The 23,960-nt window shown below is 67.8% G+C and carries 22 protein-coding genes; 6 read left to right on the top strand and 16 right to left on the bottom strand.

Features of this window, described 5'->3' with window-relative positions; all coding sequences use genetic code 11:
- Nucleotides 1-22: 22 nt before the first annotated feature.
- From FJ657_RS14385 to FJ657_RS14410, 6 genes are read left to right on the top strand one after another with little or no spacing between them, the layout of a single operon-like run.
- The gene (locus tag FJ657_RS14385; protein ID WP_141164394.1) at nt 23-1,054 is read left to right on the top strand and encodes a sugar ABC transporter substrate-binding protein; all 1,032 of its coding nucleotides are present in this window, start codon (nt 23-25) and stop codon (nt 1,052-1,054) included.
- Nucleotides 1,055-1,099: 45 nt separating this feature from the next.
- Entirely contained in the window at nt 1,100-2,086 is a 987-nt protein-coding gene (locus FJ657_RS14390) for an ABC transporter permease (protein WP_219995934.1), read from the top strand.
- Between the two features lie 8 nt (nt 2,087-2,094).
- Nucleotides 2,095-2,847 (top strand): ATP-binding cassette domain-containing protein, encoded by a 753-nt coding sequence (locus FJ657_RS14395; protein ID WP_141164395.1) that lies wholly within the window; start codon nt 2,095-2,097, stop codon nt 2,845-2,847.
- A 1-nt stretch (nt 2,848) separates the two neighbouring features.
- Complete coding sequence (locus FJ657_RS14400) at nt 2,849-3,760, top strand: sugar phosphate isomerase/epimerase family protein (RefSeq protein ID WP_141164396.1); 912 nt, start codon at nt 2,849-2,851, stop codon at nt 3,758-3,760.
- Between the two features lie 45 nt (nt 3,761-3,805).
- The gene (locus FJ657_RS14405; RefSeq protein WP_141164397.1) at nt 3,806-4,681 is read left to right on the top strand and encodes a sugar phosphate isomerase/epimerase family protein; all 876 of its coding nucleotides are present in this window, start codon (nt 3,806-3,808) and stop codon (nt 4,679-4,681) included.
- Nucleotides 4,674-5,393, top strand: coding sequence for a nucleoside/nucleotide kinase family protein (locus tag FJ657_RS14410; protein WP_141164398.1), 720 nt, complete (start codon nt 4,674-4,676; stop codon nt 5,391-5,393). The genes FJ657_RS14405 and FJ657_RS14410 overlap by 8 nt, the downstream gene beginning before the upstream one ends.
- A 140-nt stretch (nt 5,394-5,533) precedes the next feature.
- Here the strand turns inward: FJ657_RS14410 and FJ657_RS14415 are convergent, their stop codons facing one another.
- The 16 genes from FJ657_RS14415 to FJ657_RS17510 all read right to left on the bottom strand — a co-directional run bounded on the left by FJ657_RS14415 (nt 5,534) and on the right by FJ657_RS17510 (nt 23,680).
- Nucleotides 5,534-6,499, bottom strand: a complete 966-nt coding sequence (locus FJ657_RS14415; protein ID WP_141164399.1) for a carbohydrate ABC transporter permease — start codon at nt 6,497-6,499, stop codon at nt 5,534-5,536.
- Nucleotides 6,499-7,803 carry a carbohydrate ABC transporter permease gene (locus tag FJ657_RS14420; protein WP_141164400.1) on the bottom strand — a complete coding sequence of 435 codons (1,305 nt, stop codon included), beginning with the start codon at nt 7,801-7,803 and terminating at the stop codon, nt 6,499-6,501. The genes FJ657_RS14415 and FJ657_RS14420 overlap by 1 nt, the downstream gene beginning before the upstream one ends.
- Nucleotides 7,804-7,928: 125 nt before the next feature.
- Nucleotides 7,929-9,251 carry an ABC transporter substrate-binding protein gene (locus tag FJ657_RS14425; protein ID WP_141164401.1) on the bottom strand — a complete coding sequence of 441 codons (1,323 nt, stop codon included), beginning with the start codon at nt 9,249-9,251 and terminating at the stop codon, nt 7,929-7,931.
- A gap of 197 nt (nt 9,252-9,448) precedes the next feature.
- Nucleotides 9,449-10,843: a hypothetical protein gene (locus tag FJ657_RS14430; RefSeq protein WP_141164402.1), complete on the bottom strand. Its 1,395-nt coding sequence runs from the start codon at nt 10,841-10,843 to the stop codon at nt 9,449-9,451.
- A gap of 84 nt (nt 10,844-10,927) precedes the next feature.
- On the bottom strand, nt 10,928-12,121 hold the full coding sequence (gene tuf, locus FJ657_RS14435) for an elongation factor Tu (protein WP_141164403.1): 1,194 nt from the start codon (nt 12,119-12,121) through the stop codon (nt 10,928-10,930).
- 121 nt (nt 12,122-12,242) lie between these two features.
- A complete protein-coding gene (fusA, locus tag FJ657_RS14440) occupies nt 12,243-14,357 on the bottom strand; it encodes an elongation factor G (RefSeq protein WP_141164404.1) in 2,115 nt (704 codons plus the stop codon).
- A 72-nt stretch (nt 14,358-14,429) separates the two neighbouring features.
- Nucleotides 14,430-14,900 (bottom strand): 30S ribosomal protein S7, encoded by a 471-nt coding sequence (gene rpsG / locus FJ657_RS14445; protein WP_141164405.1) that lies wholly within the window; start codon nt 14,898-14,900, stop codon nt 14,430-14,432.
- Nucleotides 14,900-15,274 carry a 30S ribosomal protein S12 gene (rpsL, locus tag FJ657_RS14450; protein ID WP_141145283.1) on the bottom strand — a complete coding sequence of 125 codons (375 nt, stop codon included), beginning with the start codon at nt 15,272-15,274 and terminating at the stop codon, nt 14,900-14,902. The genes rpsG and rpsL overlap by 1 nt, the downstream gene beginning before the upstream one ends.
- A 436-nt stretch (nt 15,275-15,710) precedes the next feature.
- On the bottom strand, nt 15,711-16,433 hold the full coding sequence (locus FJ657_RS14455) for a type 4a pilus biogenesis protein PilO (RefSeq protein ID WP_141164406.1): 723 nt from the start codon (nt 16,431-16,433) through the stop codon (nt 15,711-15,713).
- Nucleotides 16,433-17,215: a hypothetical protein gene (locus tag FJ657_RS14460; protein ID WP_141164407.1), complete on the bottom strand. Its 783-nt coding sequence runs from the start codon at nt 17,213-17,215 to the stop codon at nt 16,433-16,435. Before FJ657_RS14460 ends, FJ657_RS14455 begins: the two co-directional genes overlap by 1 nt.
- Complete coding sequence (gene pilM, locus FJ657_RS14465) at nt 17,212-18,369, bottom strand: type IV pilus assembly protein PilM (protein ID WP_141164408.1); 1,158 nt, start codon at nt 18,367-18,369, stop codon at nt 17,212-17,214. Before pilM ends, FJ657_RS14460 begins: the two co-directional genes overlap by 4 nt.
- On the bottom strand, nt 18,285-19,118 hold the full coding sequence (locus FJ657_RS14470; protein ID WP_255447356.1) for a prepilin peptidase: 834 nt from the start codon (nt 19,116-19,118) through the stop codon (nt 18,285-18,287). The genes pilM and FJ657_RS14470 overlap by 85 nt, the downstream gene beginning before the upstream one ends.
- Nucleotides 19,115-21,040, bottom strand: a complete 1,926-nt coding sequence (locus FJ657_RS17425; protein ID WP_255447357.1) for a hypothetical protein — start codon at nt 21,038-21,040, stop codon at nt 19,115-19,117. Before FJ657_RS17425 ends, FJ657_RS14470 begins: the two co-directional genes overlap by 4 nt.
- Nucleotides 21,037-21,711, bottom strand: a complete 675-nt coding sequence (locus FJ657_RS14475; RefSeq protein ID WP_141164410.1) for a type IV pilus modification PilV family protein — start codon at nt 21,709-21,711, stop codon at nt 21,037-21,039. Before FJ657_RS14475 ends, FJ657_RS17425 begins: the two co-directional genes overlap by 4 nt.
- Complete coding sequence (locus tag FJ657_RS14480) at nt 21,708-23,105, bottom strand: type IV pilus modification PilV family protein (protein WP_141164411.1); 1,398 nt, start codon at nt 23,103-23,105, stop codon at nt 21,708-21,710. Before FJ657_RS14480 ends, FJ657_RS14475 begins: the two co-directional genes overlap by 4 nt.
- Before the next feature lie 125 nt (nt 23,106-23,230).
- Complete coding sequence (locus FJ657_RS17510; RefSeq protein WP_305005805.1) at nt 23,231-23,680, bottom strand: type IV pilin protein; 450 nt, start codon at nt 23,678-23,680, stop codon at nt 23,231-23,233.
- Nucleotides 23,681-23,960: the final 280 nt, after the last annotated feature.

Genomic DNA, 23,960 nt, shown 5'->3' on the forward strand with positions numbered 1-23,960 from the left:
GCCCCGAACCCTGAGGGTCGACATGTTCAGCAACGAAGCGACAGCGAAGCGCGCGGCCCGCGTGCTCCTCCCGATCGGCGTCCTCGCGCTCGCACTCGCGGGCTGCTCCACCGGAGGCGGCGCCTCCGACAGCGGATCGACCAAGGTCGCCGCCGTCATCAAGGGCCTCGACAACCCCTTCTTCCAGGCGATGGAAGACGGCATCGACGACACCGCCAAGGCCGACAAGGTCTCGGCCACCGTGCAGGCCGCCGCCGACATCACCGACACGACCGGCCAGGCCGACAAGCTCACGACGCTCGCCGGACAGGACTTCGGCTGCTTCATCGTCAACCCGATCAGCGGCAGCAACCTCGTGCAGGGCCTCGCCCAGGTCTCCGCCGCCGACAAGCCGATCGTCAACATCGACCAGCCCGTCGACGAGAAGGCCGCCAAGGCCGGCGGCGTCAAGATCGCCACCTACATCGGCACCGACAACACCAAGGCCGGCGGCAAGGCCGGCGACTTCGTCGCGAGCAAGGTCGCGGCAGGCTCGAAGATCGCCATCATCGGCGGCATCTCCGGCGACGTCACCAGCGCCGCCCGCGTCGACGGCTTCAAGGCCGCGATCGACGGCAAGCTCGACGTCGTGCAGGAGTCGGCCGCCGACTGGAACCGCGAGAAGGCGCTGACCACCGCGACCGACATCCTCGCCGCCAACCCCGGCATCGCCGCCTTCTTCGCCGCGAACGACGACATGGGCCTCGGCATCGTCAAGGCCGTCGAGAACGCCGGGCTCACCGGCAAGGTCGTCGTCGTCAGCGTCGACGGCAACAAGGATGCGCTGCAGTCGGTCAAGGACGGCGGCCTCAGCGCGACCGTCGCCCAGTACCCCTACGCCGTCGGAACGCTCGGCGTGCAGGCCTGCCAGGTCGCGATCCAGGGCGGCAAGCTGCCCGCGAACGTCGAGTCGCCGACCGCGCTCGTCACGCCCGACAAGGCCGACACCGCTCTCGCGAAGTTCCCGCAGCCCTTCGAGAGCTTCGACAACCCGCTGGAGAAGCTCCTCAAGTAAGGAGCGCATCCACACCACCGGAAACAGGAAGCACCAGGGAGCACCGTGACCACCACCCAGCCCGACATCGCCCGGCCGAGCGCCGTGCGATCCGCCCTCGGCGAAGCCCGCCGGCTCAGCTTCTGGGCCGAGAACGCCGCACCGATCGGACTCCTCGTGCTGGTCGTCGTGTTCGCCGCGCTCAGCCCGACCTTCCTCAGCCCCGGGAACATCAAGGCGATGCTGGTCGCCGCCGCGATCCTCGTGATCCTCGGCGTCGCCCAGTCGTTCGTCATCACCACCGGCGGGATCGACCTCTCGATCTCGGCCACCATGACCGTCGGGGCGGTGGGCTTCGGCCTCGCCTGGCAGGCCGGCGCGGGCTTCATCGCCTCGGCCCTGCTCGCGATCATCGCCTCGACGGTCATCGGCGTCATCAACGGCCTGCTCATCGCGAGCGGCAAGGTGACCGACTTCATCGCCACCCTCGGCACGCTCTCGCTCGCGACCGGCGCCGCGCTCATCCTCTCGGCGGGCAAGCCGATCCAGGTCACCAGCATCGAGCTGCTGCGCATCACCACCGGCTCGGTCGGCGTCTTCGGCTACCCGATCATCATCGCCGCGGTCGTGGGCGTGCTCGGCTGGTTCGTCATGTTCCGCACCCGCTTCGGCCTGCACGTGCAGGCGGTGGGCGGCAGCGAGGAGAGCGCCGTCGCCAACGGCATCAGCGCCACCCGCGTGCGGATCGCCGTCTACGTCATCTCGGCCGTGCTCGCCGGCCTCGCCGCGCTGCTGCTCGTCGCCCGCGTCGGCGCCGCCGAGCCCACGATCAACACCAGCTACCTGCTCAACTCGATCGCCGCGGTCGTGCTCGGCGGCGTCAGCCTCACCGGCGGCCGCGCCAAGATCGTCGGCCCCATCCTCGGCGCACTCCTGCTCACCGCACTCGCCAACGGGCTCACCCTGCTCGGCGTCTCGCAGTTCTACCAGCCCGTCGCCGTCGGCCTCGTCGTGGTGCTCGCCGCGCTGCTGACCCGCTTCCAGAAGAAATGAGCACGTCGATGACGACCGCAGACCTCATCCTCCAGGCCACCGACATCCGCAAGTCGTTCGGCGGCGTGCACGCCCTCAAAGGCGCCTCGATCACGATGCGCCGCGGCGAGATCACCGCGCTCATCGGCGACAACGGCGCCGGCAAGTCGACGCTCGTGCGCACCATCTCCGGCATCCACCGCCCCGACTCGGGCACCATCACGCTCGACGGCGAGGTCGTCTCTCTCGACACCCCGAAGGCCGCGCAGAAGCTCGGCATCGAGACCGTGCAGCAGAACCTCGCGCTGGTCGAGGAGCTGACCGTGTGGCAGAACTTCTTCCTCGGCCGTGAGAAGACGAAGGGCGTCGGCCCGCTGCGCTGGCTCGACCGCGCCGCCATGAAGCAGACGGCCTCGACCATGCTCGGCGACCTCGCCGTCAACGTGCCGCCGGTCGGCAGCCGGGTGCGCCGCCTCTCGGGAGGCCAGCGTCAGGCCGTCGCGATCGCCCGCGCCGCCGGATGGGGCAGCAAGATCGTGATCATGGACGAGCCCACCGCGGCGCTCGGCGTGCAGGAGACCGAGCGCGTGGAGCAGATCGTCCGCAAGCTGCGCGACCAGGGCGTCGCCGTGCTGCTCATCAGCCACAACTTCGACCAGGTCATGCGCCTGGCCGACCACGTCTGGGTGATGCGCGCCGGCAACGCGGTCGCCGAGCGGCGCATCGCCGAGACGAGCGGCGACGAGCTGGTCTCGCTCATCACCGGCGCGAAGGCGGCCTGACGTGAGCGCCGACGCAGCCGCCGAGCGCAGTCCGCTCGGCGTGCACTCCGGGCTCTGGGGCGCCGGCTGGTCGCCCGAGCAGGCGGAGCGCGCGATCGGCGGCGCCGCCGCCGCGGGCTTCGATCTGATCGAGCTGCCCGTATCCGGCCCCGACACGGTCGACTTCACGCGGGCCGCCCTCGAGCGGCACGGTCTGCGCCCGACGGTGTCGCTCGCGCTGCGCGCCGACGAGGACGTGAACAGCGAGGATGCGGCGGCCGCCGCCCGCGGAGAGGCCCGCCTCGCCGCGGCCGTCGACCACGCCGCCGCCCTTGGCGCCGACTTCCTCGGCGGCGTCATCTACTCGCAGATGGGCCGCTATCTCAGCCTGCCGACGGCTGCCGGCCGTCGCAGCTCGCTCGCGGCGCTGCGCCGCACCGCGCGACGCGCCGCCGACGTCGGCGTCACGCTCGGCGTCGAGTACGTGAACCGCTACGAGTCGAACCTGCTGAACACCGCGGCGCAGACGCTCGAGTACCTCGACGAGCTCGGCGAGCCCAACGCGGTCGTGCACCTCGACACCTTCCACGCGGCGATCGAGGAGATCGACGTGGCCGACGCCGCGGCGGTCGCCGGTGGCCGGCTCGGCTACATCCACGCGAGCGAGAGCCACCGCGGCGAGCTCGGCACCGGGCGCCTCGACTGGGATGCGCTGCTGCGCCGCCTCGTCGGCCAGGGCTTCGCGGGGCCGATCACGGTCGAGTCGTTCTCGAGCGCGATCATGCCCGCCGCCGACCAGATCGACATCGGGCTCTGGCGCCCGATGTGGAGCGACGCCGACCGCGTCGCCCGCCGCTCGCACGACTTCCTGCGCTCACGCCTCGACGGGCTCATCGCCGAACGCGAGGGCAGCGCGCCCTCCGCCGCGGCCTGACCGCCGGCCCCACCGACTCACCGTCCCGACCCTCCAGGAGCATCCATGTCCACCACCAACGCGCTCGGCGTCCACGCACTCGTCTTCGAAGGCGGCACCACTCCGGCCGAGTTCGAGCGGCTCGTCGCCGCGACCACCGCCGCCGGCTACGACAACCTCGAGCTCTCGCTGCACGACAGCGCCAACCTCGACGTGGACGCCGCCCGCGACGCGCTCTCGGCCGCCGGACTCGGCATCGTCTGCTCGCGCGGGCTCGCCTTCGACGCCGACGTCTCGAGCGACGACCCCGAGGTCGTGGCCCGCGGTGCGGCGCTGCTGCAGGACTCGCTGCGCATCACCCGCGAGCTCGGCGGCACCCACTTCACCGGCGCGCTCTACAGCGCGCTCGGCAAGTACGGCCACCAGCTCACCGCTGCCGGTCGCGCCAACGTCGTCGCCGTGCTGAAGGAGCTCGCCGCCGAGGCCGCGTCGCACTCGATGACCCTCGGGCTCGAGATCTGCAACCGCTACGAGACCAACGTGATCAACACGGCGGCGGATGCGCTGCGCCTCGCCGACGACATCGCGGCCGACAACGTGCTGATCCACCTCGACACGTACCACATGAACATCGAGGAGGATGATCTCGTGCGTCCTGTCCACCTCGTCGGCAATCGCCTCGGCTACGTGCACATCGGCGAGAACCACCGCGGCTTCCTCGGCTCGGGTCACCTCGACTTCGGCGCCTTCTTCCACGCGCTCGCCGACATCGACTACCGCGGCCCGATCACCTTCGAGTCGTTCTCGTCGGCCGTCGTCTCGCCGACGCTCTCGAACGACCTCGCGATCTGGCGCAACCTCTGGAACGACGGCCCGGCTCTCGCCGATCACGCCCGCCGCTTCCTCGAGAACCAGCTCGAGGCGGTGGGACTGCGTGGCTGAGCACGCGGACGCGGCCGGCCCCGCCATCCCCGGGCTCGAGCAGCTCGCCGACCGGGCGCGCGCGCTGCTCGGCGACGGCGGCCGGGTGCTGATCGGCATCGCCGGCAGCCCGGGCGCCGGCAAGACGACCCTGGCGAAAGCCCTCGTCGCGCGGCTCAACGAGCGCGCCGGTGTCGCCGACGGCTCCGCTCAGCACCCCGACGCGATCGCCGGGTACCTGCCGCTCGATGGCTTCCACCTCGCGAACGCCACCCTCGATCGGCTCGGCATCCACGACCGCAAGGGCGCCATCGACACCTTCGACGGCTGGGGCTTCCTCGCGCTGCTCGGTCGGGTGCGCCGCGAGTGGGATCACACCGTCTACGCGCCGAGCTTCCGCCGCGAGGTGGACGAGGGCGTCGCCGGCGAGCTCGCGATCGAGCCCCAGCACCGCATCGTGATCGTCGAGGGCAACTACCTGCTCGACGACGCCGAGCCCTGGGATCGCATGATCGAGCTGTTCGACGAGGCGTGGTTCTGCGCCGCGCCCGACGACGCGCGGGTCGACCGGCTCGTCGACCGGCACACCCGGCACGGCCGCAGCGTCGAGGCCGCGACCGCCTGGGCGCACGACGTCGACGGCGTCAACGCCGAGCGGATCGAGCGCAGCGCCTCGCGCGCCGTGCTGCGCGTCTCGGGTGTCGACGGCCGCATCCTCGCGCCACTCGACTGACGCGCGCGCGATCGGATCGCCGCGCCGCCGCAGGGCCGCGCACGATCCGCCCATGACTCGGGCCCGGCGGGGAGAGCTGATTCCCCCGCCGGGCCCGATCCGTGTCGACGCCCTCCGCGCCGATCACTCCTCTGTCGCGATCAGCCCTTCGTCGCGCCGGCCAGCAGGCCGCGCACGAAGAAGCGCTGCAGCGAGAAGAACACGACCAGCGGCACGATGATCGAGATGAACGCGCCCGCCGACTGCAGGTACCACTGAGCGCCCCAGGAGCCGGAGAGCGAGTTCAGCGTCTGCGTCAGGGGCAGGGATGACGACGGCGCGAAGATCGTCGCCACGAGCAGGTCGTTCCAGACCCAGAGGAACTGGAAGATCGCGAACGAGGCGATCGCCGGCATCGCGAGCGGCAGGATCAGCCGGAAGAAGATCTGCCCGTGACCCGCGCCGTCCACCCGCGCCGCCTCGATGATCTCGCCGGGGATCTCGCTGATGAAGTTGTGCAGCAGGAAGATCGCCAGCGGCATCGCGAAGACCGCGTGCGCGATCCACACCGTCGCGAAGCTGTGGTCGGCGTCGCGCAGGTCGAAACCGGGGAACACGCTCACCCCGTTGATCGTGAGTCCGCGCGAGAACAGGCTCAGCAGGGGCACGAGGGCCATCTGAATCGGCACGATCTGCAGCGCGAACACCGCGACGAACGCGATGCTGCGACCCTTGAACGGGATCCACGCGAAGGCGTACGCCGCGAGCGACGCCACCGCGATCGGGATGAGCGTGGCCGGGATCGCGATCGCGAGCGAGTTGATGAACGACTGTCCCAGGGTCAGCGCCGTGCCGCCCGACGTCAACGCCGAGAAGTAGTTGTCGAGCGTGAACGACGGGTTCGTGAAGACCGTCCACCAGCCCGACGACGAGGAGTCGGCACCGGGACGGAACGATGTCACGAAGAGGCCGAAGGTCGGGATCGTCCAGATGATGGCGATCACGATCGCGGCGATCGTGGCGCCCTTGGAGGTGAGCTTGTTGCGCGCCTCGCGCTCCTGGCGCTTGACCTCGCGCTCCGACAGAGCCGTGGCCCGGCGGATTCCGGGCTCGTCGATGGCGGTCATCAGCGCACCTCCTTCTGCTTGCGCATCTGGCGCACGTTGTAGATGATCAGCGGCAGCACGAACAGGAACAGCACCACGGCCAGTGCCGAGGAGTGCCCGTAGCTCTGGAACCGCTGCTGCTGGTTGACCATCTCGAAGCCCAGCACGGTCGAGTTGTTCCGGCCGCCGGTCATCACCGCGACGATGTCGTAGACCTTCAGCGACGCGATCGTGATCGTCGTCAGCACGACGATCACCGACGAGCGGATGCCGGGCACCGTCACATTGCGGAAGACCTCCCAGGCGTTCGCGCCGTCCAGCCGCGCCGCCTCGATCTGCTCGGTCGGCACGCCTTTGATGGCCGCCGACAGGATGACCATCGCGAAGCCGGTCTGCGTCCAGATGAAGACGAGCAGCAGGCAGAAGGTGTTGAGCACCTCGTTCGACAGCCACGACACCGGCTGCCCGCCGAGCCCGGTGACGATCGCGTTGAGCAGACCGATCTGCGAGCCCTCGCGGTAGTCGTAGACGAACTTCCAGATGATGCCGGCGCCGACGAAGGAGATCGCGACCGGCATGAAGACGAGCACCTTGAGGAACTTCTCGCCGCGCGCCTTGTCGATGAAGACGGCGTAGACGAGGCCGATGACGGTCGAGATGACCGGGGCGACGAGCGCCCAGATGAGCGTGTTGATGACCGACCAGAAGCCGTCGGGGTTCGTGAAGGTCCAGGCGTAGTTCTCGAGGCCGACGAAGGTCTTGCCGGTCTTGTCGAAGAACGACTGCCAGATCGTCGACAGGGCCGGGTAGACGAGCCCGAGGATCAGCAGCAGTGCCGCCGGCGCCAGGAATATGACCAGCTGGAAGACGTAGCCCGATCCTTCCCGCGCCCGGTAGTCGGCGAAGAACAGCAGCGCGCCGGCGAGCAGCGCGATGCCGACGACGTACAGCGTCGCGTTCTGCAGCGGGCGCAGCATCATGAACGCGAGCACCGGGATGAGGAAGCACGCGGCCAGCCTCAGCACGAAGTAGCCGCGGCCGGGGCGCGGTGCGAACTCGATCAGCACGAGGATGATCGCCACGACCGCCGCGAAGGCGACCACCATGATCGGGATCTGCACGAGCGGGTGCAGGCCGCCGAGGAAGCGGAAGAAGCTGTTGAGCGAGAAGCCCAGCGACGTGGGCACCGCTCCCGTCGTGGCCGGCCGGGTGACCAGCACGAGGAAGAGCGCGACGATCCCGATCGCGGCCACCGCCACGATCGCCCCCGTCACGCTGCGGGGGATGCGACGGCGTCGGGTGACGCCCGGACTGACGACGGCCATGGGGATCGCCTTCCTGCGCGGCGCGACGCTGCGCGGGTCAGGAGTGTTCGGGGTTCGCGGAGCTCGGAGGTGGAGCACCGGCCGGGGAGGGGCTCTGCACCCTCCCCGGCCGGGAGCTCAGCGGGTCAGTTCTCGTATCCCGCCTGGATGTCGGCCAGCACCTTGTCGGTCGGGGTGCCGTCGATCCAGTTGACCATCCCCTTCCAGAACGAGCCCGAGCCGACGGTCGCCGGCATCAGGTCGGAGGCGTCGAAGCGCACCGTGGTGTCGTCGCTCTGCAGCGTCTTCATCGTCTCGGTGAGGAACTCGCTCGAGGCCAGGCTCGGGTCGGCGCCCTTGTTGGCCGAGACCACGCCGCCGAGCTTGACGCGGGCGTTCGCCCACTCGGGGGTCGACATGTACTCGATGACCTTCTGCACGTTCGCGTCATCCGAGAACCCGGTGACGAACTCGCCGCCCGCCTCGACCGACTTCTGACCGGCCTCCTCACCGGGAAGCACGAAGGCGTAGACGTCGCCGTCCGAAGCGATCTTCGGAGCCGCCCCCGCTGCGGTCTTCGTCTCGAGGAAGTTCGCCGAGAGGAACGAGGCCTGGTGGGTCATCGGGCAGCTGCCGTCGGCGACCTTGGCGGCGACGTCACCGAAAGCCGTCGAGTTGATGCTCTTCACGTCGCCGAAGCCGGCGTTGACGTACTCCGGGTTGAGCAGGATCTCGCCGACCGAGTCGAAGGCCTTCTTGATCTGCGGGTCGGTGAACTTCACCTTGCCGGACACCCAGTCGTCGTAGGTGTCGGGGCCGGCCTGGCGCAGGACGAGGTCTTCGATCCAGTCGGTGCCCGGCCAGCCGGACGCGGCGTCGGACGCGAAGCCGGCGCACCACGAGGGGCCGCCGCTCTTCTCGGTGATCGTCTTGGTGAGGGCGATCAGCTCATCCCAGGTCTGCGGGACCTCAACGCCCCACTCCTTGAACTTCGCCGGCGAGTACCAGACGTAGCCCTTCAGGTTGGCCAGCATCGGCGCGGCGTAGAACTTGCCGTCGTCGGTGCCGTAGGCCTTCCAGTCCTTGCCCCAGTACTTGTCGACGTTCTTCGAGACCGCGTCGCTGGCCTCCTTGACCTCGCCGGTGCCGATGAGGCTCTTCAGCAGACCGGGCTGCGGCACGATCGCGATGTCGGGGGCGGATCCACCCGTCACCTTGGTGACGATGTTGCCTTCGAAGCTCTTGTCGCCGGTGTACTTGACCTTGATGCCGGTGTCTTTCGTGAACTGGTCGAAGGACTTGTTCAGGGCGTCGGCCTCACCGCCCGTGATGCCGCCGGAGATCTCGACGGTGGTCTTGCCAGAGCCACCGTCCCCGCTGCTCTCCGCGCATCCCGCCAGAATCAGCGCTGCAGCGCCGGCGAACGCCATCGGCACGAGAAGCCGGCGTCGTCGAGTCCAGTTGCTCATCTTTCCTCCTCATCGAGTACGCGACCTCCGGGTCGCCGACGGGTGGAGTCGAGCGAACGCGCCGGGGGTACGCGCTGACTCAACCTTCGTGCAGGGCACCGTGAGCGGTCAACAGTTGAGACGATCACAACTCGGTAACCGACCAAATCGTTTGCGGGTCGCGTCGTCGTCAGCAGTGGTTTACGGAGCACTCCGGATCAGACGGCGACCTTCTTCCACGCCGCCTCGAGGCGGCGCTGCAGGTCAGGATGCGGCAGGTCGGTCGCCGCAGTCAGCCCGTCGGCGTCGACGGTGAAGTCGGCCGGCACCGCCTTCGAGCCGAGGCTCGTGTCGTCGAGGTAGATGCGCACCCGGTCGCTCGTGCCCTCGATGCCGGCCTGCACGGCCTTCAGGATGCGCTCGGCCTCCTCGGTCGAGGTGAGCGGGTCGATCCCGAGGTCGAGGTGATCTTTGCTCAGATCGATCTTGAGCACCGCCGTCTCGCCCACGAGGTCGGGGACGACCGCGACGAACGGCACGCCGACGGCGTAGGCGGCGGGGACGGTGGCGACGATCTGCCCGTCGCGGTGCATCTGGTAGGTCACCTCGTCCCAGCCAGGGTCGGTCGGGAACCGGGCGAGGGCCTGATCCCAGCCGTCGCGCGTCGTCGCGATCACGGTCAGCAGCCGACTCGGGGTGCGATCGACGGCGGGCTCGACCCAGGCGATGTCGGCCGAACCCGCGAACTCGCTCGCCAGCGCGGTGGATTCGGGCGCGAGCCGCAGCGCGCGGCGCAGCACGCCGGGGCTGCCGGCGATGCCGCCCCAGCCGAGCTTCGACAGGGATCCCTCCGGCACGGACGTCTCGACCGCCGCCGCGACCTCGTCGAAGGGCGCGTCGGCCGGGGCGTAGAGGTCGAAGCCGATGTCGGTGAAGCCGCGCGAGCGTCCGATCGCGATCTCGGCGCCGGGCCAGCGGGCGAGCGCGTCGTCGAAGATGTCGAGCTTGCCGGAGTCGCCGGCCGTGACGTTGATGTAGTCGCGCCCGTCGGGTGACTGGGCGATCAGCTGGTAGCGGCTGTCGAGGCGGGCGTCGCGCAGCTCGCGGAACCCGCTCTGCACGACCGATCTCGCCGTGCCCTGGGCGACGCCGAGCCGGGTGACGTCGCGGTCGATGCGGGCCCAGCGCAGGCCGTCGACGGTCGCGGCCCACGCCGCGATGGCGAGCTTCGCGTCGCCACCCTCGGGCTTCGTCCGGTCGAGCGACGGCAGCAGCACGGTGATCGGCCCGGCGTCGATGCGCACGTCAGAGAAGGCGCCGCCCTGATCGGCCGCGTGATCGATGACGTCGCGCCCGATCCCCTCGATCGCCTGGGCGGGATCGCCCTTCGCGGTGATGCGCAGATCGCCGATCCGCGACTTCCCGGTGCGACTCAACTCGACGCTCGCGACGGACGGGCGCCCGCTCATCCACTCGGCGAAATCGTCGGACTCGCGGTAGGCGGGCAGACAGGCCGACAGCACGGATGCGACGACACCGCCGATCAGCAGCGCCACCAGCACTCGACGCGGTCGCGCGGCGACGGCGCGTGTTCGACTTCCCCTCGACTTCATGCCTCGAGCCTAGGCGACGATGAGTGTTCGGGAACGACGAAGGGGCCGGGCCATACGGCCCGACCCCTTCAGAAGAAGATCGAATTACTTGTTGATCTTGGTGACCTTGCCGGCGCCGACGGTGCGGCCACCCTCGCGGATGGCGAAGCCGAGGCCCTCCTCCATGGCGATGGGCTGGATCAGCTCGACCGTCATGTCGGTGGTGTCGCCGGGCATGACCATCTCGGTGCCCTCGGGCAGCGTGATGACGCCGGTGACGTCGGTGGTGCGGAAGTAGAACTGCGGACGGTAGTTCGCGTAGAACGGGTTGTGACGGCCACCCTCGTCCTTGGACAGGATGTACGCCGTGCCCTCGAAGTTGGTGTGCGGCGTGACCGAACCCGGCTTCACGACGACCTGGCCGCGCTCGACGTCCTCGCGCTTGGTGCCGCGGAGGAGCAGACCGCAGTTCTCGCCGGCCCAGGCCTCGTCGAGCTGCTTGTGGAACATCTCGATACCCGTGACCGTGGTCTTCTGCGTCGGGCGGATGCCGACGATCTCGACCTCGGAGTTGATCGCGAGGGTGCCGCGCTCGGCGCGGCCGGTGACGACCGTTCCACGACCGGTGATGGTGAAGACGTCCTCGATGGGCATGAGGAACGGCTTGTCCTTGTCACGCACCGGGTCGGGGATGTTGTCGTCGACGGCCTCCATGAGGTCGAGGACCGACTGGGCCCACTTCTCGTCGCCCTCGAGAGCCTTGAGGCCCGAGACGCGGACGACGGGGGCGTTGTCGCCATCGAAGTCCTGCGAGGAGAGGAGCTCGCGCACCTCGAGCTCGACGAGCTCGAGGATCTCCTCGTCGTCGACCATGTCCGACTTGTTCAGCGCGACGAGCAGGTACGGCACACCAACCTGCTTGGCGAGCAGGACGTGCTCGCGGGTCTGAGCCATCGGGCCGTCGGTCGCCGCGACCACGAGGATCGCGCCGTCCATCTGAGCGGCACCGGTGATCATGTTCTTGATGTAGTCAGCGTGACCCGGGGCGTCGACGTGCGCGTAGTGGCGCTTCGGCGTCTCGTACTCGACGTGCGAGATGTTGATCGTGATGCCGCGCTGACGCTCCTCGGGAGCGGAGTCGATCGAAGCGAAGTCGCGCTTGACGTTGGTGTCCGACGGGTACTTGTCGGCGAGCACCTTCGAGATGGCAGCGGTGAGCGTGGTCTTGCCGTGGTCGACGTGACCGATCGTTCCGATGTTGACGTGCGGCTTGGTCCGCTCGAACTTGGCCTTAGCCACTTGGGTCCTCCTAGGACTCGGTTGAGCGCGTCCGGATGGATTCCGAACGCTCCAGGTTGGTGTGTGTAGTTATGTTACTCAGCGCCGCGGGCCGCCGGAGCCACCCGCGGCGCTGAAGGACTTACTCGCCCTTGCTCTTCTGCACGATCTCCTCGGCCACAGCCTTGGGGACCTCGGAGTAGCTGTCGAAGGTCATCGAGTAGACGGCGCGGCCCGAGGTCTTCGAGCGCAGGTCGCCGACGTAGCCGAACATCTCCGAGAGCGGGACCTTCGCCGAGACGACCTTGACGCCGGTGGCGTCCTCCATCGACTGGATCTGGCCACGACGCGAGTTCAGGTCGCCGATGACGTCGCCCATGTACTCCTCGGGCGTGCGCACCTCGACGGCCATGAGGGGCTCGAGCAGCACCGGGTCGGCGCGGCGGGCGGCCTCCTTGTAGGCCATCGAGCCGGCGATCTTGAACGCCATCTCCGAGGAGTCGACGTCGTGCGACGCGCCATCGATCAGGGTCGCCTTGACACCCACGGTCGGGTAGCCGGCGAGGACGCCGACCTGCATGGCGTCCTGGATGCCCGCATCCACCGAGGGGATGTACTCGCGCGGCACGCGACCGCCGGTGACGGCGTTCACGAACTCGTACGAGGTCTCCGGGGTGACCTCGAGCGGCTCGAGCGAGATCTGCACCTTCGCGAACTGACCGGATCCACCGGTCTGCTTCTTGTGGGTGTAGTCGTACTTCTCGACCGTGCGGCGCAGCGTCTCGCGGTAGGCCACCTGGGGCTTGCCGACGTTGGCCTCGACGTTGAACTCACGCTTCATGCGGTCGACGAGGATGTCGAGGTGGAGCTCGCCCATGCCCTTGATGATGGTCTGGCCGGTCTCCTGGTTCTGCTCGGTGCGGAACGTCGGGTCCTCTTCGGCCAGCTTCTGGATCGCGGTGCCCAGCTTCTCCTGGTCGGCCTTGGTCTTCGGCTCGATGGCGACCTCGATGACGGGCTCGGGGAACGTCATCGACTCGAGGATGACCTGCGCGCTCGGGTCGCTGAGGGTGTCACCGGTGGTGGTGTCCTTCAGGCCGATGACCGCGTAGATGTGGCCGGCGGTGACCGAGTCGACCGGGTTCTCCTTGTTGGCGTGCATCTGGAAGATCTTCCCGATGCGCTCCTTCTTGCCCTTGGTCGAGTTGATGATCTGCGCGCCGGAGTCGAGCTTGCCCGAGTAGACGCGGATGTAGGTCAGACGACCGAAGAACGGGTGCGTCATGATCTTGAAGGCGAGGGCCGAGAACGGCTCGGCCGAGTCGGCCTTGCGCTCGATGACCTTCTCCTCGTCGCGCACGTCGTGGCCTTCGACAGCGGGCACGTCGAGCGGCGACGGGAGGTAGTCGACGACCGCGTCGAGCATCGGCTGCACGCCGCGGTTCTTGAAGGCGGAGCCGCAGAACACGGGGTAGATCGCCGAGTCGAGCACGAGCTTGCGGATGGCGCCCTTGATCTCGTCGATCGTGAGCTCCTCACCGCCGAAGAACTTCTCGAGCAGCGCGTCGTCGGTCTCGGCGACGGTCTCGAGCAGCAGCTGGCGGTACTCGTTGGCCTTCTCGACGAGGTCAGCGGGGATCTCCTCGACGGCGTACTCGGCGCCCATCTTGACGTCACCCTTGGCGTCGCCGCGCCAGGTCTTCGCGTTCATCTCGACCAGGTCGACGACGCCCTCGAAGGACGACTCCGCACCGATCGGGAGCTGCATGACCAGCGGCTTCGCGCCGAGGCGCTTGACGATGGTGTCGACCGTGAAGTAGAAGTCGGCGCCCAGCTTGTCCATCTTGTTGACGAAGCAGATGCGGGGAACGTCGTACTTGTCGGCCTGACGCCACACGGTCTCCGACTGGGGCTCGACGCCCTCCTTGCCGTCGAAGACGGCGACGGCGCCATCGAGCACGCGCAGGTTGCGCTCGACCTCGACCGTGAAGTCCACGTGGCCGGGGGTGTCGATGATGTTGAGCTGGGTGCCCTTCCAGAAGGCGGTCGTCGCGGCCGACGTGATCGTGATGCCGCGCTCCTGCTCCTGCGCCATCCAGTCCATCGTCGCGGCGCCGTCGTGCACCTCGCCGATCTTGTGGGTGATGCCCGTGTAGAACAGGATGCGCTCGGTCGTGGTGGTCTTGCCGGCATCGATGTGCGCCATGATGCCGAAGTTGCGGACCTTGTTGAGGTCGGTGAGCACGTCCTGTGCCACGGGGTTTCCTTCCGGGAGAAAGTGGATGCGGGGAGCGGGGCCGGGTTCGCCGGCCCCGCTCGACGCGGGCTGTTACCAGCGGTAGTGCGCGAAGGCCTTGTTCGACTCGGCCATCTTGTGGGTGTCCTCGCGACGCTTGACAGCGGCGCCGAGGCCGTTCGAGGCGTCGAGGATCTCGTTGGTGAGACGCTCGGTCATCGTCTTCTCGCGACGCGACTTGGCGTACGAGGTGAGCCAGCGCAGCGCGAGGGTGTTCGCGCGGTGCGGCTTGACCTCGACCGGCACCTGGTAGGTCGAGCCGCCGACGCGGCGGCTCTTGACCTCGAGGGTGGGGCGCACGTTGTCGAGCGCCTTCTTGAGAACCTGGACGGCATCCTGACCGGACTTCGAGCCGACGCCGGAGAGCGCGTCGTAGACGATGCGCTCGGCGAGGCCCTTCTTGCCGTCGACCAGGATCTTGTTGACGAGCTGGCTCACGATGGGCGCGCCGTACACCGGATCGGCGACGACGGGGCGCTTCGGAGCGGGTCCCTTGCGAGGCATTACTTCTTGTCCTTCTTCGCGCCGTAGCGGCTGCGGGCCTGCTGACGGTTCTTCACGGCCTGGGTGTCGAGCGCGCCGCGCACGATCTTGTAGCGGACGCCGGGGAGGTCCTTCACACGACCACCACGCACGAGCACCATCGAGTGCTCCTGCAGGTTGTGGCCCTCACCGGGGATGTAGGCGGTGACCTCGGTGCCGTTCGAGAGCTTCACACGGGCGACCTTGCGGAGCGCGGAGTTCGGCTTCTTCGGGGTGGTGGTGTAGACGCGGGTGCAGACGCCGCGCTGCTGGGGGTTCGCCTTCAGGGCGGGCGCCTTGGTCTTGACGACCTTCGGCGTGCGGCCCTTGCGCACCAGCTGCTGAATGGTGGGCACTACTGATTCTCCTTGTCGCTGCACGGTGACAGCGTTTGATGGGATGTGATTTCGGCCATCGAGATCCGCCGCCCGATCGACCTGCGAGCAGGTGCGTCAGCGGTGGCTGGCGGATATGCCGTGGGGGTGGGCTATTGGGTCTTCGCGATGAAGAGCCCGGTGAGCCGGCTGCCCGTGTGCACGACGATGCGCACACACGCGGTCAAGACTACCCCGCGTGTCGTCTGCGCCGCAAGGTGAGGCCGAGCTCGCGGCGAGGCGCTGCCCCGCCGGCCGCGCTCTGTGCCGCAGAGCGTCGGCGGAACGCGTAACGCCCCGCCGGGAAGCCCGGCGGGGCGCACGCGTGCAAGGTCAGCGGAGGGATTGCTGCTTGCAGTCTGGCCGGCGGCGCAATAAGGGGGGATGCGCCGCCGGTGTCTGGGTGGATGGAGCGGCGTCAGCCGTTTGCGGGCGCCGTCGTGGCCGCGGCTGCGGCCGCCGCCGTGTTGAGGACATAGACGAAGCCGCCGAGATCCATGCTCGGGACTCCGCCGTCCTCTCCCTGGCTCGACTTGATCGAGAAGGTGTTGACGAGCACGAGACGCTCTCCGGTCTGCACGGCATGCGCGAAGTTCAGGAGCGACGCGGAGTCACCGCTCACCTTCAGCTGGACACCGACGAGTACGAAGTTCTCCGCCGTGATCGTCGGATCCGTGGCGGGGCCCGCCACCGGCGTCGGCGTCGGCGTCGCCGACGCGCTTGCGGACGGCGACGCGCTGGAATCCACCGGGGCCGCCGTCTCACCGCCGGCCGTAGCCGTGGGCGCGGAGTACGGCGTGACGTTGTCGAACGTGATCTCCTCGACGGTGACGCCGTTCTGCGTCGCCATCGCGTTGATCGAACGGAGGAAGTCCGCTCCTGCGAGGCTCTTCGGCACCGAAGCCGTCACCTCGTCGCGCTCGGACTCCAGCGCGGTGAGATCGCGCTTCGCTGCGGCGAGCTTAGACAGCTGCAGCTTGGCGGTCTCGTTCTGCGTCTGGATCGTCGTCCGCTGCTGATCGGATTCGAGCGCCGAGTTGACGAGGGGCTGCGCCCCGAGGAACCAGCCGCCGGCCAGAACGGCGATTGCGACCACGGCGGTGATCAGAAGCCAGATCCGGTTGTCGATCTTCGCGCCCATCAGCCGTTCGCCTTCTTGTCGTTCGTGAAACGACCCGTGAAGGCCGAGTCATCGAGATGCACGAGAACCGTCGTGGTGTAGCCCACGTCGTCGAGGCTGACGGAGGTGGGCTGTGCGTCGACGACGCCCTTCACCTTCGCCAGCGAGTTGAGCAGATCCGGGACGCTCGGCAGGGCCGAGCTCTTCAGCGAAAGCGTGATCTTCGCGACGTTGGTGCTGTCGAGCGGAGAGTCCCCGTCTCGATACGACTCCGTGATGCTCACGGAATCGGCATCGACCGTGTCGAGCGTCATCCCTGCGGGTAGCGCGGCCTGGATCGAGTCGAGCGTCTCCTTCCAGTCGATCTCGACCGAGGCACCCACGCGCTGGGCAGCCTCTCCGACCGCGATCGTCTGCTGAACCTCCTGAACGTCCTTATACCCGGCCTGCTTCGCCGCGAGCTCGGCGCTTTCCGCCTGCGCAGCGGCGAGCGAACTGCGCGACAGCATGTCGAGCGACCAGGCACCCCCGATGCCCAGTGCGGCGACGGCGACGACCGCAACGAGCGCGAGCCTCATGCCACGACGGGCCGTCTTGGCACGATGACGCTGACCGATCTCCGGAGGCAGCAGGTCGGCGTGCGGCAGACCCGAGAGCACGGCCGGTATTCCGCGACTGCCCTTGGCCGGCGCCGGGACGGTCGCTGCGGCCATCTCGGTCGCCTCGACGTTCGTCGGAGCCTCGGCCATCGGCTCCTTCTTCTTGCCGCCGATGTCCTTCTTGAGGATGTCCATCACGCTCATGCTCGGCTCCCCAGCGCCAGCCCGGCCGCGACCGGGATCTCGGTGAACTCGTTGCGAAGTCGATCGCCATCGGCGGACTTCGCGATGTGGAAGCGCGAGAGGCTGTCGGGGATGCCGACCGGAAGTCGCGTGGCATCCGCGAGCGCCTTCGGCAGCCCCTGCAACTGGGCACCGCCGCCGGAGAGCAGCACCCGGTCGATCCGGGCGCCGCCGCGGCTGTTGACGTAGAAGCTCAGGGTGTTTCTGATGCTGTCGATCAGATCGTTTGTCGAGCTCGCGATCGTCGTGATCGCCGGCTGCCAATCGGCGCTGACGCCTTCGGCGTTCAACCCGAAGCCGCGCTTGACCTGCTCAGCCTGCCCGGGCTCGATCCCGAGAGCCTTGACGAGCGCGCTCGTCGTGTCGTCACCGCCGCTCTGGATGATGCGCACGAACTGAGGGATCCCATCCTGCGCGATCACGACCATGGTCGTCACCGCGCCGATGTGTACGAGAGCGGAGGTGCCGCTGCCCTTCGCGTTGTCGACGAGCGCGCGGGTGAGCGCGAACGGGATGAGGTCGACGGCGACGGGGTCGAGCCCTGCCTCTTGCACGGCCTCGACGTTGCGCAGCACGGAATCCTTCACCGCAGCAACGAGAAGACCGTTGATGACGTCACCGCCATCGGTCTTGCCGCCCGAGATCGGATAGAAGTCGAGGATCGCGTCGGCGACCGGCACCGGCAGAAGCTCCTGCACCTGGAACGGCAGTGACTCCTTGATCTGCGCCAGCGGCATCTTCGGCACGGAGATGTCGCGCACCATCACGCGGTGGTTTCCCATTCCGAGCACGACCTTCTTGCTCTTGAACCCGGCAGCAGCCCACAGCTGCTTGAGCGCCGAGGCGACGGTGCTCTGTTCGAGCACCTCTCCGCGCTGCGCTGCCGCCGGCGGCAGCGCGAGTGTGTGGTAACGGACCAGAGTCGGCTTGGGTTTGCCCGCGTCAGCGATCTCCGCTGCGCGCAGCACCCCCTTCCCGATGTCGAGCCCGACGATCGTCGAAGCCATGTTTCCCCCCTTGATAGTCCTCGTCAGCGAAGCCCGACGAGGGACAGATATGTGTCGGCGATCGGCACGCCGGCGAAGATCCCGATCCAGGCGCCCGCGATCATCCACGGGCCGAACGGGATGCCCTGTTTGCGCTTGACGCGTCCCAGGGCGATGAGGACGATGCTGAACACCCCTCCGAGCAGGAACGCCGCGCCGGCCCCCACGATGAGCTGTTGCCAGCCGAACCAGCCGAGCACCAGTCCGAGCACGCCGGCCAGCTTGACGTCGCCGAGCCCCATGCCGCCCGACACCATCAGGAGGATGAAGTAGGCGCCGACCAGGATGCCCGCTCCCGCCGCGGCTCGAGCGACGGCTTCGAGATCGCCGTTGAGGACGCCGGCAGCCGCGAGCAGGACGCCGACCACGGCGTACGACGGCCAGACAATGCGATCGGGCAGGGTCTTCGTGTCGATGTCGATCAGCGCGAGGGCGATCGAAATGGTCGCGACGTAGAGTAGCGCCGTCAACTGAAGCATGAACGCTGCCGCCGGACCGGGCTCAGCGAGCGGCGGTTGCGCCATCACCATCCAGGTCGTCACGGCGACCCAGAAGACCCCAACTGCGAGTTCGACCAGCGGATACCGCGCCGAGATCGGAAGCGCGCAGGTGCGGCACTTGGCGCGAAGCAAGAGCCACGACAGCACCGGCACGTTGTCGCGGGCTGCGATAGGAGTCGAGCAGCGCGGACACGCCGACCGCGGGTGCACGACCGAGAGCCCGGCAGGTACGCGGTAGACGACCACATTGGTGAAGGACCCGACGGCGAGCCCGAGGACTGCGGTCAGGACGACGGCAAGCAGAAGGAACGGGATCACGGGATCTGCGCTCCTGTCGCGGTGTAGGCCGTCTTGGTGGTGGCGAACTGGCTCACGTTGTAGGTGATCGACGTCGGCTTGAGGAACTTCGGCGGCGCGTTGATCTTGAAGCGGGTGTCGTAGCCGTAGGCCTTGTCGAAGCCGGCTCCTGTCACGGCGTTGCAGCCGTTGAGGTAGACAGTGCTCGCAACCGAGCCACGGAACTTCTGCACGAGCGTGCCGTTGATGGTGAGGGTCTTGCGGCTCACGTTCACGCCCGCAGTCGCGTAGTTCGTGTACACGCCGTTGCATCGGATCTGCGAGGCGCCCCACTTGTAGACGCCGTTCACGTTCTGCACCTGGACCGTGTGCTTGACGGAGAGCAGCGCGCCGTCGATTCGGCGATCCTCGAACTTCTTGAAGCTGTAGGTGTTGCCGTTCTTGACGATCGGGTTCCAGACCCATACGGCCGAGTCCCCCACGACGCCGAGCATGTCGGAGGTGCTGTCGTACTTGATGTCGCCTGTCACGTAGACGTAGCGCGCTGCGGCGATCGTCATCTTGCCGCTGAAGTTGCCGCGCACGTAGACGTCGCCGGACTTGCAGTCGTAGGCGGGGTTGGTGAGCGAGCTGTCGAAGCGATCGAGCACCTCGTTCGAGAGCGGATACTGGTAGGCCGATCCCGTGACCGAGTCGGTGGTGCCGTTGTACTTGAAGCCGCTCGAGATCACGGTCGTGCCGTCTTCGCTCTGCTTCATCGCGCTGGTCGTCGAGCAGTCGACGATGGCGGGGTACGCAGGGTCTCCGGCGGCGCGCTTATTCGGATCGGTCCCGCTCGTCGGCACCGACTGCACGTAGATGAGATTGTTCGGGATCGTCGGGATCGTCGCCCCGGCCGCACTCGTCAGCGCCGCGATCGACCCGCATTTGGCGGCGTCGTTGTTGCCGACGCCGGCCTCGTTGATCGACGTGAACTTGGTCCACGGCGAGTTCACGGTCATCGTGCCGCCGGTGTTGAAGGTGATGATCGTCGGCCCGGTGTAGAGGCACCCCGGGTCCGGCACCTGGGCCGGCCGATCGGTGAAGGTCTCGCGACGCAGGTCCGCGTTGGAATCGGGCATCGGCACCTGGGCGCGATAGACCGGGCGGCTGCTCGGGTTGAACTCCGCCCCGGTCTTCCACGTCGGGTTCGAGCAGTTCGCCGGCTTCGTCCAGTTCTGGGCGCTGGTCTTGCCCGCGGGGTCGGAGCTGGTGACGCGGTCGTTGAACTTCGCGCCGCAGATGCTCAAGCGATCGTTGCTGTGCACCGGACCGTTGAGCGTGTCGTTCGCACCGAAGTCGATGTCGCAGTCGAGCGAGTCGGGGCGTCCGTCGTACTGGTACATCGCGCACCCGGTCTTGCCCGAGATGTCGGGATCCTGCACTTCATAGACGGTGAAGTACATGTAGTCGAGGAATCCGCTCTGGTGCAGGTCGGCAACGACGCTGCGGACCTCGTTCGAGACCTTGCCCGTAGCGCGGATGCGGAGCCGTCCCGACGACGCGTACTGCGAGTTGTCGACCTCGTAGCGGAAGCCGGCCTGCGCATTGTTCGGCATCGATCCCCACTTGTCGCCCGTGACGGCGAAAGCGTCGTTGTTGACCGGCGGGAGCGTCACGCTGCTGCCCGTCGCCTGCGTGAACTTCGAGGCGGGGTTGCCGTAGTACTGGTAGCTCGGGTCGTTGGCGAGACGGCTGGTGTAGTCCTCGACGCCGGCGTAGGCGATGTCGAGCGCGGCGTTCCAGTCGTCGTCAGTGTCGGTCTTCCGGACGCTCGAGATCGCCGCCGACATGCTCGTCGCGACCAGGACGAGCATGATCAGCCCGAGGCCGAAGACGACGGGCAGCGCGACACCGCTCTCGGGATCGCGCCGACGCAGCGCGTGGACGATTCGCAGGATCATGAGGTGCTCGACAATCCGAGATTGGGCATGGGGATGGTGGTGTTGATGGCGACCGGCGTCTGGCCGGTCCCGCTGACCACTGACGCGGTCACCGTGATCGAGGCGATGTTCTTGAGAGAGCCCGCCGCGATGGCGCCCGAGCTGAACGCGATCGCGTTTCCCGAGGAGTCGTTGTACGTGAAGATCGCTGTACTCGTCAGGCCACTGCCCGCGACACGGGTCCGGGGCGAATTGCAGCTCGAGGGAGTCGAGATGCCCACCGAGGTGATTGACACGCCGCAGACCGTGACCTTCAGCTCGCCGGCCGTCGTCACGAAGAACTGGTACTTCGTCGCGGCGTTGACACTGTCGCCAGCAGCGACGTCAGTGAGGGCCAGCAACGTGAAGCCGTCTTGCTTGGCCTCCTGAACCGCGGGACTGGTACCTCCCGAGATCACGACGTTGGAGGCGACCCGGACGGGCGTCTCGATGGCATTCATGATGTTGCCGGCCTGCGATGCCGCACGCCCGTTCTGGATCGACGCCGTCCCGATCTTGCCCGTCTGCACGAAGAGCGCGGCGACCATCGCCAGCAGGAGACCCGTCACCATGAGAGCAGTGAGGAGCTCCGGGAGCGACGCGCCTCGTTGCGGCAGCTTCTTCGCCTCGCGGAGGCGGGCGGCGACGCTCATTGGTTCGGCCTCGGGTCGAGGGTGATCGTCTGGCCCGCCGCGACGGCGCCGAGTCCCGTCGGCAGCGTCAGATTCGACAGCGCTGTCTGGATCAGGCTGGCCGTGTAGCCGGTGAGCTTCCAGGTGCCGTAGGGCAATGCGAGAACCGAGCTACCGCCTGAGACAGAGAAGCTGTATGACATCGGATTGAGGCAACCGGGGTCGCCAGGGTAGTTCGAGGAGGCGCTCGTCGCGACGATCTTCGTGACCGTGCTCGGGTTGTTGACCTTGACGTAGCCCATCGGGATGGCGACGGATGCCGATCCTCCCGGGTCGGCGCTCGCCGACGCAGGCCGAGCCCCGTCCCCCTTGTTCTGACCGTTGACCGCACCGCCAGACCACGCCTGAGGATCCGGCGAGAGGCAGCTCGCCGTGGTCTCGGTCGCCGCCTGCACCTTGCCCGCCGCGACGGTGTACCCGTCCGGGTAGGGGAACAGCTTCACGGCGGTCGTGTTCGAGGAGCTGAGCACGCCGCTGTCGGTCGCGGAGTAGACCCCACCGCTGTAGAAGTACGACGTGTCGAGGTTGCTCGGCATCACGACGTTGCCGCTCGGCTTGTCGGAGGCGTAAGCGCGATTGAGGGTCATCGCCGCGTCGAAGTCGAGCTTGGCCGAGGCAGTAGCGCCGGCCTCGACTGTGCGATCGATCGCAGGACCGGTGGTCGACGAGAGGGTCATCGTCGTCGAGGTGATGAAGCCGGTCTTGTTGATCTTGATCGAGTAGTTCGCCGGCGGCACCTTGAGCACATAGCTGCAGCCGTCGATGTCGGTCGCCGGCACGTTCGCCAGCGCGACCCCGGTGGCCTTATTGGTGATCGTCACGGTGACGCCCTGTCGCGCGAGGCCGTCGGCGCCGAGCACGGCGACGACGACGGTCCCCATGCTCGGGTCGTTGACGCGGTCCGACGGCGAGATGTTGGTGTCCAGCTGCACCGGCTTGGTGATGGTCGTCATGCCCGGCCACGTGACCTGGATGCTGACGTTCTTGTAGAGCAGGTTGCCGCCGCCGGTGCCGCACGCCGCGATGGTTCCGCTGGCGGGCACCCACTGGACGGTGCGATCGATCGTGTAGACCGTGCCGTTCGATCCGGTCACCGAGCTGGAGCTCGAGGTGAGGTCGAGAGGATTGGCTTTCTGATTGAGCCGGTCGAGCTCGGCTTTGGCCAACCCGATCGCGGTCTGACGCAGGGTCGAGTCCTTCGAGAGCCGCTGCATCGTGACCAGCGAGTACGACATCCCGATCATGAGGAGCGCGAAGACCATCATGGCCACGACCACCTCGACGAGCGAGAAGCCGTCTTCGCCGCCCTGGTCGACGCGGCGGCGGATACGAGTTGCGATTCTTTCGATGCTCATGAGTGCCTCACCCCCCCGGGAGACGTTCTCAACGCTGGTGTTCCGCCGTTCCGTGCGGAGCGGCTGTGGTGCTATGTGAAGGTGGGGCGCCGCCGCTGGCGACGCCCCACCCGAACCGGAGCTGCTTAGCAGCCGCTCGGCTTGGCCGTGTCGGCGAGGGCGTCGGTCGCGCCGCCACCGGCGGTGATGTAGATCTTCTTGGCGGTGTCGCTGCCGGCCGGCGAGACGAGGCAGTAGCCGTCGGCGGTGCGGTCGGTGCCGCTGTAGGTGATGGTGGTGCCCGGGCTCAGCGTGAAGCCGTACTTGCCGAGGGTCGCCTTGTCCAGCGTGGTGGGCAGGGCGGCCGGAGTGGCGTTGGTGTAGTACGCGTTGATGGCGACCTTCGCGTTGGTCAGGTCCGACTTGACCGACGAATCCTTGGCGTTGTTCTGGACGTTGATGTACACCGGGATCGCGATCGCGGCGAGGATGCCGATGATGATCACGACGACGAGGAGCTCGATCAGGGTGAAGCCCTGCTCGTTGTTACGGACGCGGACGAGACGGTTCTCGAGCGCCTTCTGGATGCGGGACATGGGTGATCCGTTTCTTCGATGTGATTTTGGATTCGCGAGCCCGCCCCCCAACGGGCTGACCCACGGCTATGACGTTATGAGGGTCGGAAGACCCCTGGAATCCCGCGTCCGGGGGTGATTCGTTCGTATTTCGTCCCCAGTCCGGGGGGACGGATTCCCATCGTTTTCGGCGCGCCTCGCACTTGCCGCTCAGATGTCGTGCATCACGGTCGCCGCCAGCACTCTGGGCGCCCGGTCGCCACGACGACGAAGAAGGGGCGCAGGTCCGCTGAACGCGGTT

The organism is Schumannella soli (assembly GCF_006517435.1).
Classification (GTDB): Bacteria; Actinomycetota; Actinomycetes; order Actinomycetales; family Microbacteriaceae; genus Schumannella; species Schumannella soli.

Coding starts and splice junctions, on each gene's coding strand:
- FJ657_RS17510 (WP_305005805.1), bottom strand. CDS start 23,680: ATGTCCCGCATCCAGAAGGCGCTCGAGAACCGTCTCGTCCGCGTCCGT.
- FJ657_RS14480 (WP_141164411.1), bottom strand. CDS start 23,105: ATGAGCATCGAAAGAATCGCAACTCGTATCCGCCGCCGCGTCGACCAG.
- FJ657_RS17425 (WP_255447357.1), bottom strand. CDS start 21,040: ATGATCCTGCGAATCGTCCACGCGCTGCGTCGGCGCGATCCCGAGAGC.
- FJ657_RS14415 (WP_141164399.1), bottom strand. CDS start 6,499: ATGACCGCCATCGACGAGCCCGGAATCCGCCGGGCCACGGCTCTGTCG.
- FJ657_RS14455 (WP_141164406.1), bottom strand. CDS start 16,433: ATGGGCGCGAAGATCGACAACCGGATCTGGCTTCTGATCACCGCCGTG.
- FJ657_RS14430 (WP_141164402.1), bottom strand. CDS start 10,843: ATGAAGTCGAGGGGAAGTCGAACACGCGCCGTCGCCGCGCGACCGCGT.
- rpsG (WP_141164405.1), bottom strand. CDS start 14,900: ATGCCTCGCAAGGGACCCGCTCCGAAGCGCCCCGTCGTCGCCGATCCG.
- FJ657_RS14405 (WP_141164397.1), top strand. CDS start 3,806: ATGTCCACCACCAACGCGCTCGGCGTCCACGCACTCGTCTTCGAAGGC.
- FJ657_RS14420 (WP_141164400.1), bottom strand. CDS start 7,803: ATGGCCGTCGTCAGTCCGGGCGTCACCCGACGCCGTCGCATCCCCCGC.
- FJ657_RS14460 (WP_141164407.1), bottom strand. CDS start 17,215: ATGAGCGTGATGGACATCCTCAAGAAGGACATCGGCGGCAAGAAGAAG.
- FJ657_RS14475 (WP_141164410.1), bottom strand. CDS start 21,711: ATGAGCGTCGCCGCCCGCCTCCGCGAGGCGAAGAAGCTGCCGCAACGA.
- FJ657_RS14425 (WP_141164401.1), bottom strand. CDS start 9,251: ATGAGCAACTGGACTCGACGACGCCGGCTTCTCGTGCCGATGGCGTTC.
- FJ657_RS14395 (WP_141164395.1), top strand. CDS start 2,095: ATGACGACCGCAGACCTCATCCTCCAGGCCACCGACATCCGCAAGTCG.
- FJ657_RS14385 (WP_141164394.1), top strand. CDS start 23: ATGTTCAGCAACGAAGCGACAGCGAAGCGCGCGGCCCGCGTGCTCCTC.